This is a genomic window from Janthinobacterium sp. SUN026 (assembly GCF_030397625.1).
Taxonomy (GTDB): domain Bacteria; phylum Pseudomonadota; class Gammaproteobacteria; order Burkholderiales; family Burkholderiaceae_D; genus Janthinobacterium; species Janthinobacterium kumbetense.
On the sequence record NZ_JAPQNU010000002.1, the window covers coordinates 1,023,211 to 1,038,298 of the forward strand.

At 66.3% G+C, this 15,088-nt stretch carries 10 protein-coding genes; 7 read left to right on the forward strand and 3 right to left on the reverse strand.

Annotated features, from left to right (window positions below):
- The first annotated feature begins 92 nt into the window (after positions 1-92).
- The 4 genes from OX459_RS14155 to OX459_RS14170 all read left to right on the forward strand — a co-directional run bounded on the left by OX459_RS14155 (position 93) and on the right by OX459_RS14170 (position 4,866).
- On the forward strand, positions 93-755 hold the full coding sequence (locus OX459_RS14155; RefSeq protein WP_289905489.1) for a hypothetical protein: 663 nt from the start codon (positions 93-95) through the stop codon (positions 753-755).
- On the forward strand, positions 752-1,039 hold the full coding sequence (locus OX459_RS14160; RefSeq protein WP_289905490.1) for a barstar family protein: 288 nt from the start codon (positions 752-754) through the stop codon (positions 1,037-1,039). The genes OX459_RS14155 and OX459_RS14160 overlap by 4 nt, the downstream gene beginning before the upstream one ends.
- A gap of 351 nt (positions 1,040-1,390) precedes the next feature.
- Positions 1,391-3,097: a 2-isopropylmalate synthase gene (gene leuA, locus OX459_RS14165; protein WP_099664506.1), complete on the forward strand. Its 1,707-nt coding sequence runs from the start codon at positions 1,391-1,393 to the stop codon at positions 3,095-3,097.
- Between the two features lie 167 nt (positions 3,098-3,264).
- On the forward strand, positions 3,265-4,866 hold the full coding sequence (locus OX459_RS14170) for a methyl-accepting chemotaxis protein (RefSeq protein ID WP_289905491.1): 1,602 nt from the start codon (positions 3,265-3,267) through the stop codon (positions 4,864-4,866).
- A 5-nt stretch (positions 4,867-4,871) separates the two neighbouring features.
- Here OX459_RS14170 and egtB read toward each other — a convergent pair whose 3' ends face one another.
- Complete coding sequence (egtB, locus tag OX459_RS14175; RefSeq protein WP_289905492.1) at positions 4,872-6,113, reverse strand: ergothioneine biosynthesis protein EgtB; 1,242 nt, start codon at positions 6,111-6,113, stop codon at positions 4,872-4,874.
- 9 nt (positions 6,114-6,122) lie between these two features.
- Complete coding sequence (gene egtD / locus OX459_RS14180) at positions 6,123-7,115, reverse strand: L-histidine N(alpha)-methyltransferase (RefSeq protein WP_289905494.1); 993 nt, start codon at positions 7,113-7,115, stop codon at positions 6,123-6,125.
- 322 nt (positions 7,116-7,437) lie between these two features.
- On the opposite strand from egtD, the gene OX459_RS14185 reads away from it, so the two are divergent.
- The 3 genes from OX459_RS14185 to OX459_RS14195 all read left to right on the forward strand — a co-directional run bounded on the left by OX459_RS14185 (position 7,438) and on the right by OX459_RS14195 (position 14,323).
- Positions 7,438-8,130: an ABC transporter ATP-binding protein gene (locus OX459_RS14185; protein ID WP_289905495.1), complete on the forward strand. Its 693-nt coding sequence runs from the start codon at positions 7,438-7,440 to the stop codon at positions 8,128-8,130.
- A gap of 181 nt (positions 8,131-8,311) precedes the next feature.
- A complete protein-coding gene (locus OX459_RS14190; protein ID WP_034786045.1) occupies positions 8,312-8,599 on the forward strand; it encodes a hypothetical protein in 288 nt (95 codons plus the stop codon).
- A gap of 261 nt (positions 8,600-8,860) precedes the next feature.
- On the forward strand, positions 8,861-14,323 hold the full coding sequence (locus tag OX459_RS14195; protein WP_289905496.1) for a CHAT domain-containing protein: 5,463 nt from the start codon (positions 8,861-8,863) through the stop codon (positions 14,321-14,323).
- On the opposite strand, the gene OX459_RS14200 is transcribed toward OX459_RS14195, so the two are convergent.
- Positions 14,256-15,017 carry a GNAT family N-acyltransferase gene (locus OX459_RS14200; protein WP_099664512.1) on the reverse strand — a complete coding sequence of 254 codons (762 nt, stop codon included), beginning with the start codon at positions 15,015-15,017 and terminating at the stop codon, positions 14,256-14,258. The two genes, OX459_RS14195 and OX459_RS14200, sit on opposite strands and share 68 nt — an antisense overlap.
- Between the last annotated feature and the right edge of the window lie 71 nt (positions 15,018-15,088).

Consider the following 15,088-nt stretch of genomic DNA (forward strand, 5'->3'; position numbering starts at 1 on the left):
CGATGTATTGCTCAACCCTGCTTGCTCAACCCTGCCCCTGGTCTGGCAGGCAGTCAACCTATAAACTCTTCTCACTCGCCGAATCACAGAACATGTCCGACGCATATCAATTTTCCGACAGCCGCGCCCTGAGCGACCCGTTTACCCAACAGCTATCGCAGCAGCCGCCCGACGGCGCCCTCGCCTGGCTGACCGCCATCCTCGCCACGCAGGCGCCCGCGCTGCGCTCGTCGAACGCCACCTTGCTGGCCTACACGGGCAATCCGGCCGCCCTCGCCTGGATCGACGCCAATGTGGGCTCGCCCGTGGCGGGACAATGGGGCGTGGCGGCGGCGCTGCTGGACACGCCGTGGCCACGCATCCTGGACTGGCTGCAGCGCGGCGGCCCGCACCGGCTGATGGCGCTCGACACCTTGCTCGCCTACCGCAAGCCGGCCGTCAATATGTCGCCGCTGGAACAGATCGCCGCCCCCGTGCTGCCGCAGGCGCCTGCGCGCGCCGACCTCGACGCCGCGCTGGCCGCCTGCCTGGCCGCGTCGGCGACGCCGCGCATCCAGGCGGCCGTCAACTCGATCCAGCAGCATGCGGACGACATCCTGCGCGGCGGCCCGCGCGGCGTGGCCGTGGCCGACTTGCCGCGCCTGTATCTGGACCCGGCGCCATTCCAGGATGCGCCCGCTATCCTGGAACGGCACGAAACGGTGGTCGCCGGCATGCGTGCAAACCTGCAGAACTTGCTCAAGGGAATAGTGTGAAGAGACCAACCTTTGTGTCGATCGACTTGAGCGATATCAACTCGCCGCGCCAGCTGCACGCGGCACTGGCCGCCGCGCTGGGTTTTCCTTCCTTCTATGGCATGAACTGGGATGCTTTCCACGATGCCATCACGGGCCTGGTGGACATGCCGCAACAACTGGAGCTGCGCGGCTGGCCAGCCTTCGCCGCGCGCCTGCCCGACGAAGCGGCCATCCTGCAGCGCATCCTGGCGCGCATGGCGCAAGATGTGCCGGACGAGGCAGCGCACGTGCATTACGTGTAGAACGGAAACGCTTGACAGCCCCGCCCAATTTCCCGTACATTAAGTGCATGTCCTCCTTCAAACATTCCTCCCCTTCCCTGCTGTCGCTATCGCGACTACTACTAGCACGCGCATAAGTTTGCCGCATTGCTTCGCCTGGCCACACGCCGGCGTGTTTCAAAAACCCTGGAAGGTTTGATGATGTTTGCACCATCCCCATTCGTACACGTAATCCCCACTGCGACCGCCCCCGCTGGCATCGTCGCTGCACTGCTATCGCTACCGATCGCTTGCCTGGCCTAGTGTTGCGTGGCCGCCCGGCAAGCTTGCGCCACAACCATTGATTTCCCCTATCTTCAGGAGTACCCGATCATGATGTTGCAAAACCCAGCTTCCAAATACCGCGCCTTTCCTCCCGTCAAATTGACCGACCGTCAATGGCCGAACCAGATCATCAGCAAACCGCCTATCTGGATGAGCACCGACTTGCGCGACGGCAATCAGTCGCTGATCGAGCCGATGAGCGCGGAAAAGAAGCTGCGGTTCTTCGACATGCTGATCGCCATCGGCCTGAAAGAAATCGAAGTGGGTTTCCCATCGGCATCGCAGACGGATTTCGATTTCGTCCGCAAGCTCGTCGATGAAGGCCGCATCCCGGACGACGTCACCATCATCGTGCTGACCCAGTCGCGCGAAGAGCTGATCCGCCGCACGGTGGAGTCCGTCGTCGGCGCCAAGCGCGCCATCGTCCACCTGTACAACTCCGTGGCGCCCGTATTCCGCAAGGTCGTGTTCGGCATGTCGCGCGAAGAAATCACGAATATCGCCACCACCGGCACCACCCTCGTGAAGCAATTGGTGGCGCAGCATCCGGAAACGGAATGGGGTTTCGAATACACGCCGGAATCGTTCTCCACCACGGAACTCGATTTCTCCAAGCATATCTGCGACGCCGTCAGCGCCATCTGGAAGCCGACCCCGGCCAACAAGATGATCATCAACCTGCCATCGACCGTGGAATGCAGCACGCCCAACGTGTATGCGGACCAGATCGAATGGATGTCGCGCAAGCTGGCGCGCCGCGATTCCATCATCATCAGCGTGCACCCGCATAACGACCGCGGCACGGCCGTCGCGTCGGCCGAGCTGGCCGTGATGGCGGGCGCCGACCGCGTGGAAGGCTGTTTGTTCGGCAATGGCGAGCGCACCGGCAACGTCGACCTCGTCACCCTGGCGATGAATCTGTACACGCAAGGCGTGCATCCGGGCCTGGATTTCTCCGACATCGATACCGTGCGCAAGTGCGTGGAAGAATGCAACCAGTTGCCCGTCCACCCGCGCCACCCGTATGCGGGCGACCTCGTGTTCACGGCTTTCTCCGGTTCGCACCAGGATGCGATCAAGAAAGGTTTCGCCAAGCAAGAAGCCGGCGCCATCTGGGAAGTACCGTACCTGCCGATCGACCCGGCCGACCTGGGCCGCAGCTACGACGCCGTGATCCGCGTCAACAGCCAGTCCGGCAAGGGCGGCATGGCGTACTTGCTGGAACAGGAATACGGCCTGGTCTTGCCGCGCCGCCTGCAGATCGAATTCTCGCGCGCCGTGCAAGCCGTGGCCGACGCCACGGGCCGCGAAATCGCCGCGCAGGATATCCACGACATCTTCCAGCGCGAATACCTGGAGCAGACGGCGCCGTACGCCTACGCTTCGCACCGCATGGTGGAAGACACGAGCAGCGACGAATCCGTGCAGATCGACATCAGCCTGTCGCACCGCCAGACGCCGCTGGCCCTGCAAGGCGGCGGCAACGGTCCCATCGATGCCTTCGTCAATGCGCTCGGTCTCGACATCAAGCTGATGGATTACCATGAGCATTCGATCGGCTCCGGCGCCAATGCGCAAGCGGCTTGCTACGTGGAATTGCGCCTCGACAACGGCCCGACCCTGTTCGGCGCCGCCATCGACAGCAATATCGTCACCGCCTCGTTCAAGGCCGTGCTGTCCGCCGTGAACCGCCGCATCGGGCAAACGGAAGCCGAAAAAACAACAGCGGCCGACGTGGCTGCCAGCGCCGCCTAAGCAATTTCGGCGCGCTCCAGAGGGAGAAAAAGCGGTACGGCTTGATCGCCGTGCCGCTTTTTCATTTCTATAGGGCAATTAGTAGTGCAAATCAGGTATCACCAGCCGTATAATTGTTTCATAACAAGACCACCGGAGACAGATCATTAGCTACCGAGGGAATCAGTATGAAATTAACGGATATGAAGATAGGCGTGCGCCTGGGTGCCGGTTTCGGCGTGGTGCTGCTGCTGATGACTGTGCTGGTGGGCACGGGCCTGCTGCGCCTGGATAAGATCGGTGCGCTCAGCGAAGCCATCATCGAAAAAGACTGGGCCAAGGCCGACGCCATCGCCACCATCCGCAGTACCACGCGTTCGAACGCGGCACTGGTGCTGGAACTGTTCATCCATGAAGATCCCGCCCGCGCCAACGCCATCCACGGCGAAATCGACGCCAACAAGGCCACCATCACCGATGCGCTGGTCGTGCTCGACCGCCTGATCGTGCTGCCTGAAGGCAAGGAACTGCTGGCCACCCTGAAGCAACAGCGCAAGGCCTATGTCGTGTCGTTCAGCCAGGCCGACAAGCTGCTGGTGGCGGGACAGCGGGCGGAAGCGGCCGTGCACGTGCGCGACGACACCCTGCCCGCCCTGAACCAGTTGCAAAAGACGGTCAACCACCTGAATGAAATCCAGCGCGGCGTGGTCGTGCATGGCGGCCAGCAAATCAAGCAGAATATTTCCGCCGCCAATGTGCTGATGGCCAGCCTGGGCACGGCCGCCCTGCTGCTGGGCGTGCTCTTTGCCTGGTGGGTCACGCGCTCGATCACCACGCCGATCGCGTATGCCTTGCGCGTGGCGCAAGCCGTGGCCGGAGGCGATCTGAGCAGTAAAATCGTGGCCGACGGCAAGGATGAAGCGGGCCAGCTGCTGCAGGCGCTGCGCGACATGAACACCAACCTGGCCACCCTGGTGGGCCAGGTGCGCGGCGGTACGGGCACGATCGCCGTGGCGTCGAGCCAGATTGCCAGCGGCAATGCCGACCTGTCGGCCCGCACGGAAGCGCAAGCGAGCGCGCTGGAAGAGACGGCCTCCTCGATGATCGAGATGACGGGTACCGTGCGCAGCAACAGCGACAATGCGCGCCAGGCCGACAGCCTGGCCCGCTCGGCATCGGCCATCGCGCAGCGCGGCGGCTCGGCCATGGCGGAAGTGATCGGCACCATGGACGCCATCAATGCCTCGTCGCGCAAGATCGTCGACATCATCGCCGTGATCGACGGCATCGCGTTCCAGACGAATATCCTGGCCCTGAACGCGGCCGTCGAGGCGGCACGGGCCGGCGAACAGGGACGGGGCTTCGCCGTCGTGGCTTCCGAAGTGCGCAACCTGGCGCAGCGCTCGGCGGCGGCCGCCAAGGAAATCAAGGAACTCATTGCCGACTCCGTCAACCGGGTCGACCAGGGCGCGCAGCTGGTCAGCCAGGCGGGCGCGACGATGGATGAAGTGGTGGCCAGCGTGGGCCGGGTCAGCGCCATCGTCGGTGAAATCAGCGTCGCCAACCACGAGCAAAGCGAAGGCATCGAGCAAATCAATGCCGCCATCATGCAGATGGATCAGACGACGCAGCAAAACGCGGCCCTCGTCGAGGAAGCGGCCGCGGCGGCGGCGGCCATGCATGAACAGGCGGGCGACCTGGAAACCCTCGTCAGCCAGTTCAAGCTGGAACAGAGCGCTGGAGGCCAGGCGCCAAGCCGCCCTGCCCCGTCCGTTCCGCGCCTGCACTAAGCCGCTTATTCCACCTGGCGCGCCAGGCGGATGCCGGAAAATTGCCAGCGCGCACCGGCCGGGAAGAAATTGCGGTAGCTGGCGCGCGCATGGCCGGCCGGCGTGGCGCACGACGAGCCGCGCAACACGTATTGATTCAGCATGAACTTGCCGTTGTATTCGCCGAGCGCCCCGGGCGCCGTGCGGTAGCCCGGATACGGCGCGTAGCTGCTGCTGGTCCACTGCCAGCAGTGGCCGAACATTTGCCGCAAGCCTGCGCCCGGCGCACCGGCGGCCGGATGCAGCTGGCCCGTTTCCACGGCGACACCTTGCGCCGCCACTTCCCACTCCGCTTCCGTCGGCAGGCGCGCGCCGGCCCAGTGCGCATAGGCGTCCGCCTCGAACAACGATACATGCGTGACCGGCGCCTGGAGATCGAGCGGCCGCAAGCCGAACAAGGTGAATTCCTGCCAGCGGCCGGCGTCATCGCGCTGCCAGTACAGCGGACACGCCAGTTGCTGGCTGCGCACCCAGTCCCACCCTTCAGCCAGCCACAGGTGCGCCGTGCGGTAGCCGCCCGCCTCGATGAAGGCGAGATAGTCGCCATTCGTCACCAGCGCGCTGGCCAGTTCGAACGGCGCCACGTATTGCGGATGGCGCGGCAATTCATTGTCGAAGCAAAAGCCGTCTCCCGCATGGCCGATCTGCGCCAGGCCGCCGTCGAAGGCGAGCCAGGCCGTGGGCTGCGCGTGTTCTTGCGCTGGCGCAAGCCCGCTGTCCCCGCGCTCCAGGTAGGCGGGAAACAGCGCGCTTTGCGCCAGCAGGTGCTTGACATCCGTCAACAGCAACTCCTGATGCTGCTGCTCGTGCTCCAGCCCCAGCGCCAGCAGCATGGTCAGCCGTTCGCGCTCGTCGCGCGCCAGTTCGCCCGCTAGCAGGCGCGCGATGCGCGCATCGACGTTGGCACGGTAGGCGCGCACGACCTCCATGCCGGGGCGCGTCAGCAAGCCCCGCTGGGCGCGCGGGTGCTTCTCGCCCACGCCGTTGTAATACGAATTGAACAGCACGCGGAAGGCCGGGTGGAAAGGCGCGAACGCCGCTTCCATGCTTTCCAGGATAAACGTTTCAAAAAACCAGGTGGTATGCGCGAGGTGCCATTTCACGGGACTGGCGTCCGGCATCGATTGCGCGCCGCAGTCCTCGTCGGACAGGGGTTCGGCCAGCAGCAGAGAATGCTGGCGCACTTGATGGTAATGATCGATCAGCATCGTCGCCTTTTAGTCTCGAATCACGCGTGCGTAAATAACGGCAAACCACTGCTGCGGGTCCGTCCAGACTTGCACGGTGGAAAATCCTGCCTGCTCCAGCAAGCCGACGAAAGTGGCGCGCGTGTACTTGTAGCTGTCTTCCGTATGGATGCGCTCGCCTTTCGCGAAGCGCCGCTGGCCACCTTTCCAATGGACAAACTGTTCGCTGCGCGCTTCCAGGTGCATTTCGACGCGGCGCTCGTCGGCATTGAAAAAGCCGTGGTGCTGCCACGCGCGCACGTCAAAATCGGCGCCGATCAGCCCGTTCACGTGGCGCAGCATGTTCAGGTTGAAGGCGGCCGTGACGCCCAGCGCGTCGTCATAGGCGGCGTCGAGGATGGCGTCGTCCTTGACCAGGTCGACGCCGATCAGCAGGCCGCCATCGCCATCCGCATTCGCGCGCAGGCGGCGCAGGAAGGCGGTCGCTTGCTCTGGAGCAAAATTGCCGATCGACGAGCCGGGATAGAAGAACAGGCGCCTCGCCTCGCGCACGCTGTCGGGCAAGTCCAGGCGGCTGGAAAAATCCAGGCCCAGGCCCGTCATCTCGATGTGCGGAAAGCGCTGCTGCAGCCGGCTCAGCGATTCGCTGAGGAAATCGTAGGAAATATCCACGGCCACGTACTGGGCCGGGTGCAGCAGCGGGAACAGGCTGGCGGCCTTGGCGCAATTGCCCGCGCCCAGGTCGATCAGGGTGCTGCCCGGCCCCACGGCATGCGCTATCTCGGCGCCGTGGCGGGCGAAGATGGCCGCTTCCGTGCGCGTCGGATAGTACTCGGGCAAGGCGCAGATGGCTTCGAACAGTTTCGAACCGAGCGCATCGTACAGGTACTTGGGCGAGGTCCAGGCCTGACGCGCGAGCAGGCCGCTGCTGATCTCGGCTATCGTGGCAGGAGTGGCGCTGGCCGCCGCGGCGTGGCTGGCGGGGCGGAAATCGGACTGCTGTTGCGCAAGTGGCATGGTCATGGGCTGGCGTCGTCAATGTTAGGTTCACTAGTTTCACGAAAGGCTTGCACGGTCGGCCACCGGGCGCGCCGCCCCTGCCGTAGTGCTTGGCGGGCGCCTTGCCGATGACTTTTTTCCATCATAGCGGAATCCGCGCAAGCCAGCCGTGCGGCAGGTAACTTAGGGTCCATATCGGCGGCGTGCACGCAAAAGTGGTATTGCCAAGCAAAAAGCATAAGCCTGTCGTATACTACACATTGCCGGCCAAACAATCCGCGCCCCTTTGCAGTTCCCAGGCCCCCCTCTCCCCCGCGTGCCTCCCTTTACGATAGCCGTTAACACCATGCTCGAATTGCGCCATCTGTCGAAGTCCTATGCCAATGCCCGTCCCGTGCTGGCCAATATTTCCTGCCGTTTCAAGGCGGGGGAATTCATCGCCATCATGGGCGACTCGGGCGTGGGCAAGTCGACCTTGCTGAACCTGATCGCCGGCCTCGATACGCCCGACGCGGGTGCCGAAGCGCACCCTATCCTGGTGGACGGCATTGCCATGTCCAGCCTCGATGACGCCGCCGCCACCCGGCTGCGTCGCGCCCGCATGGGCTTTATTTTCCAGGCTTTCCACGTCTTGCCGCACCTGACCCTGCTGCAAAACGTGGCCCTGCCGCTGCTGCTCAACGGACTGCCCCAGGAGCGTGCCGCCAGCATGCTCGAGGCGGTCGGCCTGGGCGGACGCGGCGGCGACTTTCCGCAGCAATTGTCCGGCGGTGAAATGCAGCGCGTGGCCATTGCCCGCGCGCTCGTGCACAAGCCGGCGCTGGTGCTGGCCGACGAGCCTACCGGCAACCTCGACCCGGACACGGCACACGGCATCCTGCAATTGCTGCGCGCCGAAATCAAGGCCAACGGCAGTTGCGCGATCATGGTCACGCATTCGCTGGCCGCCGCCGAAATGGCGGACAGAACCATGATATTGACCAAAAGCGGACTACAAAATACAACAATCGTCAACCAAATTGATCAAACAATCAGTTAATTTAACTGACCATCTGTCACAAGTTTTGTTATCGTAGTATTATTGAAAACACTTGCCTGGTTATCAATGTTTTAACGCGAATGTTGTACTACGTCACCCAGACAGCCGTACTGCGATGACGAACTATAGCCGGGACCACCCAAAGTGGTCTCGTCCCTTGCATAACCTGAAGGAGGAGTAAATGAACGTTCGGCAAAAGAAGCTGGAAATGATTGAAGCGATGAACCGGGCGCGTGCGCTCGAACCATCGAGTTTTGTGCCCAACAAGCTGCTCGACACCCTGATCGAGAAGATGAACCTGAAAAATGATGCGGAACTGTGCCGTGTACTGGAAGTGCAGCCTCCCATCATCAGCAAGATTCGTCACGGCAAACTGTCGGTCGGTGCAACGATTTTATTGCGCATGCATGAAAAATCGGACATCACCATCCGCGAACTGAAGGAACTGTCCGCCACGCCAGTCCATTGAGTTACCCGCTGTTGTAATGCCATGCCAGGCACCCAGGTTCCCGGCGCCATGAACTTTTGCCATACAATTCGCGTAGTTCGTTCACCGCACCGCATCCGGACACGATAGCGAAGAGACCCAGCCCAAACCATGCTGACCGTTTCTCTGCCTTCCAGCGCCCTCCCAGCTTCTCCCCTGCATTTCCACTCAAACTTGATCTGACACAACACGCATGGTCCGCGCAGGCATCAAGGTCAGCTTTTAACCAGCGATCCCAACCGCATGTCCAGCGATCCCCTTGCGCCGCCCGTGCTGCGCCTGACGCTCACGCGCGATCCCCTCGCCAGCGCCGGCGACTGCCCCGCCGCGCCCGGCTGGCATAGCCAGACCCATGTGCTGTCCGGCGCGCGCGGCATCGGCAGTTGCCGCATCGCCCTCGATATCGGCCCGGACGACGTCGTGCAACTGCTGCTGTGCGACGGCAGTTCGCTGCTCGCCGGCAGCCTGGATCTGCCACGCTACCTGGGGCCGGCCACGCTGGCGCGCGACGGCGCGCCCGCCAGCATCGAAGTGGGACTGGCCTTGCGCCCGCAGGCGGCGCGCCCGCCGCCCGGCGCCAGCCGCGACGGCCTGGGCGCCTGGATGCTGCGCGCCGTGCGCGTGTACCGCTGCGGCGGCGCCGCCATGACGGCGCTGGCGGCGGCGGGCGCCTTCCAGGACCGACAGCTGGAACAACGCCTGGGCCTGTACCGCTGCGGCATCGAGGCGGGCAGCATGACGGCCGTCGCCAGCCTGCCCGCCGGACCGGAACCGCTGCTGCTGCTGTTGCACGGCACGGCTTCGTCGACCCAGCGCAGCTTTGCCGGCCTGTGGCGCAACGGCCTGGCGCCGCAACTGGCGGCGCAGTACGGCAACCGCATCTATGGCTATGAGCACCGCAGCCTCAGCGACAGCCCCATCGAGAACGCGCTGGCCCTCGTGCGCCAGTTGCCGCACGGCGCCGTGCTGCACTTGCTGAGCCATTCGCGCGGCGGCCTGGTGGGCGAATTGCTGGCGCGGGCGCAGCGCATCGACAGCCGCGGCGCCGTCGACCTGGCAGGCGACGGCCTGGAGCGGCTGAGCGAAAACACGGTGGGCGGCGAAGCGTTCAACAGCCACGATATCGACCACTTCACGGCGCAAGCGCGGCTGGGCGGACGCGGCGGCTACGACGGGGATGCGGCGCGCCTGCGCGACCTGAGCATGGAGCTGAAGACGCGCGCCATCCGCATCGCCCGCTTCGTGCGCGTGGCTTGCCCGGCGCGCGGCACCACCTTGATGTCGGGCCGCCTCGACCGCTGGGCCAGCGCGATGTTCAACCTGCTGCTCCACGGCGGCCTGCCCGATGGCGCCATGGCCTTCCTGCTGGCCGTGGTGCAGCAGCGCTGCGACGCGCGCATCCTGCCGGGCCTGGAAGCGATGATGCCCGACTCGCCGCTGGTGGCGCTGCTCAATGCGCCCGACGTGCGCGTGGCCAGCCCGCTGCATGTGCTGGCCGGCGCGTGCAGCGGCGATGGCCTGCTGGGCTGGCTGGGCGACTGCCTCGACGACCAGCTGTATGGCGGACAGAACGACCTGGTGGTCAATTGCGCCTCGATGGCCGGCGGCGCCACGCGCAGCACGCCCGTGCGACAACTGCTGCTGCGCGGGCCGCAGGCGCACCACCTCAACTATTTCGAGCGCGTGCCGTCCGGCCTGGCCGCCGTGCAGGCGCTCACCGGCGACGAGACCGCCTACCTGCCGCTGCCCGGCATCGAGCACGGCCCCCTGGCGCGCGGCGGCGAAGTGCCGAAGCGGCGCGCGCACGCGCCCATCGTGCTGCTGCTGCCCGACATCATGGGCAGCCACCTGCAAGTGGGCAGCAACCGCATCTGGTTCGACCCCGTCAACCTGGTCGAAGGGCGCATCGAACGCCTGGCCGTGGGCCAGCCGCACATCGTCAGCGCCGGCTGGGTCGAATCCTGCTATGAACCGTTTGCCCGCTTTCTCGCGCAAAGCCAGGAAGTGCGGCCCTTTGCCTATGACTGGCGCTTGTCGCTGCAGCACTCCGGCAACGCCTTCCTGCCCGTGCTCGACGAGGCCATGCGCGACGCCGAACAGCGCGGCCAGCCGCTGCGCATCGTTGCCCACGGCATGGGCGGGCTGGTGGCGCGCCTGGCCCTGAAAGACCGCTGGCAGCGCTTCGGCGCCCTGCCCGGCAGCCGCCTGCTGCAGGTGGGCACGGCCAACCGCGGCACGCAGGCGATGGTGCAAGTGCTGCTGGGACGCGACCGGCTGGTGCAGATGCTGGCGTGCTGGATAGGCTGGAAGCACACGCGGCGCCAGTTTCTCGGCTTCGTGCGCGCCTTTCCCGGCGTGCTGGACATGCTGCCGTGGCCGCAGCCGGGCGGCATCGATTACTTCGACGCCGGCGCCTGGGCGCAGCTGGCCGCAGGCGACGCGCAGGCGGGCCTGCCCGGCGGCTGGCAGGCGCCCGAGGCCCAGGCGCTGGCCGCGGCGCGCGCCACCGTGGCCCTGCTGGAAGCGGCCCCGCCCGACGTCCGCCATTGCAGCTACCTGGCCGGCTGCGCCGATACGCCGGTGGCGCTGCGCCTGCGCGACGGCGGCATCGAGACAGCCTGGTCGCCGGACGGCGATGGCCGCACGGCCTGGCAAGGCGCGGTACCGGACGGCGTGGCGGCCTGCTACCTGCCGGTGCCGCACGGCGACCTGCTGCTGCAAAAGGAATACTACCCGGCCATCGCGCAGCTGCTCGACAGCGGCCAGGCCGCAGCCCTGCCACGGCACCCGCCGCACGCGCCTGGCGGCGCCCCGCCCCGCTTCCATCCGTATGCCCCCGACGCCACGCCGCTGTACCCGCAGCCGCAGGAATTGCTCGACGCCGCCCTCGGCGCCGCCGGTCCCGCCATCGCGCCGGAGAGCCGCGCGCCGCAGCTGCGCCTATCCATCATCCACGGCAGCATGGCCTCGGCCGACGCACCCGTCATGAGCGGCTGCTACGCCGCCGAATCGCTGCGCGGCAGCATGAGTTTTCTCGACCGCCTGCTGGCGGGCAAGCTGCAGGAAATCCACGCGCTGGGACGCTTTCCGCAGCGCCCCGACTCCGCCCTGGTGGTGCTGCAGCCCGATGCGGCGCGCCGGCCCGGCGGCGCCATCGTCATCGGACTGGGCGCGCTGGGCGAGCTGACGCCGGGCGAACTGGCGCGCGCCTTTGCCGGCGGCTTGCTCGAATACGCGTGCGTCTGCCTGCAGGTACGCGCCGCCGGCCATGCGGCCGCGCCGCCGATGGGCGAACACGGCTTGCGCGTGGCCAGCCTGCTGTCCGGCTCCGGCTATGGCGGCTTGAGCATCGCCCTGTGCGCGCGGGCCCTGCTCGACGGCGCGCGCAGCGCCAACCGGCGCCTGGAAGACGCGGGCATGGCTTGCCGCATCGGCCATATCGCCATCTACGAACAGTCCGAGGCGCGCGCCATCGCCGCCGCCATGGCCATCGAGCAGATCATGGCCGAGGCGCGCTACCAGGGCAGCTTCACGTTCGAGCAGCGCATCCGCCACAGCCCCGGCGGCTACCGGCGCATCTTGCCCAGCCTGAGCGGCGACAATGGCTGGCGCCGCGTGCAGATCGTCGCCGCCGACCTGTCCGGCGCCCTGCGCTTCACCGTGCTGACGGACCGCGCCCACAACAGCGTCGACGAAGAGCCGAACCAACGGCAAGCCGTCGATGGCCTGATCATGGATGCCACCGACAACACCACCGACCAGCCGGGCCTGTCGCGCGCGCTGTATGAACTGATGCTGCCCAATGGCCTGAAGGCGGCCATCCCCGAGATGCGCGGCCTGATCCTGGCCGTCGACCAGAGCGCCGCCATCTATCCGTGGGAGCTGATGCGCGACGAGGCGGGCAGCGAGGAAAGCCCGCTGTCGACGCGCATCGGCATGGTGCGCCAGCTGGCCAGCCTGCGCGAGCAGCCATCGGCCGTCAGCCCGCCCAGCAACAGCGTGCTGGTGATCGGCGACACCGATTCCGGCCTGCCCGAGCTGCCCGCCGCGCAGGCCGAGGCGCAGGACGTGGCGCGCATGTTCGGCGCGTACGGCTACCAGGTGCGCGAGCTGCTGCACCCGCAGGCGCAGCGGGTGCTGGTGCACCTGTTCGACGAGCGCTATTTCGCCATCCACCTGGCCGGCCACGGCGAAGTGGCCGGCCCCGGCATCGCCCATACGGGCCTGGTACTGGGACCGAAGACGCGGCTGACGGCGGCGCAGGTGGGCAAATTGAAGCGCGTGCCGCAATTCGTCTTCATCAATTGCTGCCACCTGGGCGACATGCGCCCGGACGCCATCGCGCCGTGGTCGAAACTGGCCGCCAGCCTGGCCACGGCCTTCATCGAAATGGGCTCGCAGGCGGTGATCGCGGCCGGCTGGCGCATCGACGACCAGGCGGCCAGCATCTTCGCGCACAGCTTTTATCACGCCATGCTGAGCGGCGAATATTTCGGCGACGCCGTGCGCCTGGCGCGCGAGGCGGCATACCTGCAGTTCCCGGCATCGAACACCTGGGGCGCCTACCAGGCGTATGGCGACGACCGCTACCGCTTTCCGAACACGCAGAGCCGGCCCTGGCAAGCGCCCGACTACCACTACCACGGCCACCTGCTGGCCGACCTGGAAACCCTGCACGCGCGCCTGGCGGGCGCCGATGCGGCGCGCCGCGCGGCCATCGAGGAAAAGCTGGGCAGCATCGAGGAAGCCGTGCGCGCCCGCTTCTTCGGCTGCGCCGACATCCGCGAAAACATGGCCGCCACGCGGGCCGGCCTCGGCGGCCTGGAAAACACCCTGCGCGCCATCGAACACTACCGGGCGGCGCACAGCGCGGCCGACGGCAAGGTGGGCTTGCGCGCGCTGGCGCACTGGGCGGAACTGGAAATACGCCAGGGCGCGGCCCTGTGCGGCCTCGATGCGGGCGCCGGCATCGAGGTGCCGGCCGTGCCGGATATGCCACAGGGACGGCAGTTGCTGCAGGATGGAAAACAGCATATCGACCTGCTGGTGGCGCTGGCGCCCACGGCGCAGCGCCTGGCCCTGCTGGGCCGCTACTGGGCCTTGCAGGCGCGCCTGGCCTGCCGCGCAGGAAGCTCCGGCGCGCCCGCCCTGCGCGCCATGACGGACGCCTGCCTGGCCGCGCTGGAAGAAGCGCGGCGGCGCAGCGGCGTGGCCGACTGCGACCTGATTTTCCAGGTGCTGGCGGGCGCCCTGCTGTTGAAAGCCCATGGCGACAGCGGCGCCTGGCGCGCGCTCGATCCGCAGCTGGGCGACCTGCTGCACGACGCCATCGCCTATGCGCGCCAGCGCCACGCGGATGAACACCGCGCCATCGACGCCGGCGCCCCCGTGCGCGCCGCCCTGCTGGCGGCCCTGTGGCAGGCGCCGGACGGCCAGCCTTTCGACGCGTCCGCGCGCGCCGCTTTCCTGGCCCTGTACCACGACGCCGTGCGGCGCCACGGCAGCATCGGCGAACCCGAGGCGATCACGGCGCCGCTGCGCTTCCTGCTCGAACTGCTGCCGCCCGACGGCGCGGAGACCGGCTTGCGCAGCGCCGTGCAGGCGCTGGCCAGCCAGCTGCAGTCCTCACTTCCCGCTCTTAGCCAGGCACCACGCCATAATGGCGCGCATAGCGCTCGTCCAGATTCGCCAGCGGCATCATCATGAACATGTCGGCGCTTTCGAAATCAGGGTCCCAGGCCGGTTCGCCGCAAATCCAGGCGCCCGAACGCAGATAGCCCTTGATCAGCGGCGGCACCTGCGGCTTGTGCGCCGCTTCCACCTGGTGGATGGGGAAAGGCAGGTGCGGCGTGACGCGGTACTCGCTTGGAGCCATGTGCTTTTCGGCCAGCGCCTGGTACACGGCGACGGCGTTATGACCGCCATCGGCCAGGCTGATGCTGGCGCAGCCGACCAGGTAGTCGCAGCGCTCGCGGCGCATGTACTCGGCCAGGCCGGACCACAGCAGCATGATCACGCTGCCGCCCCGGTATTTAGGGTGAATGCAGGCGCGGCCCGCTTCGACCATGCGTCCGCGTAGGTTCTTCAGGCGGCTCAGGTCGAACTCGTTTTCCGAATACAGGCGGCCGATCTTGGCTGCCTTTGCCGCGCTCAGCACGCGGTAGGTGCCCACCACTTTCAGGGTATCGGCGTCGCGCACGATCAGATGATCGCAGTGCGCGTCGAATTCGTCGCTGTCGAGACCATCGGCGTTGGCCAGCGACGTCAAACCCATGGTCTCGATAAACACCTTGTAACGCAAACGCTGGACTTCGCGCAACTCTGCAGCGGTCGTGGCCTGGCTCAGCACCAGTTGGACCGGCCGGGCCTTGGCTTCGTTTGATGCGACTATGTTCTGCATGGTTTCATCCCCTGTGATCAAGACGACTCCAGCGTACTTGTCTAATATGTCAGGAAAATGACAGCCGAATG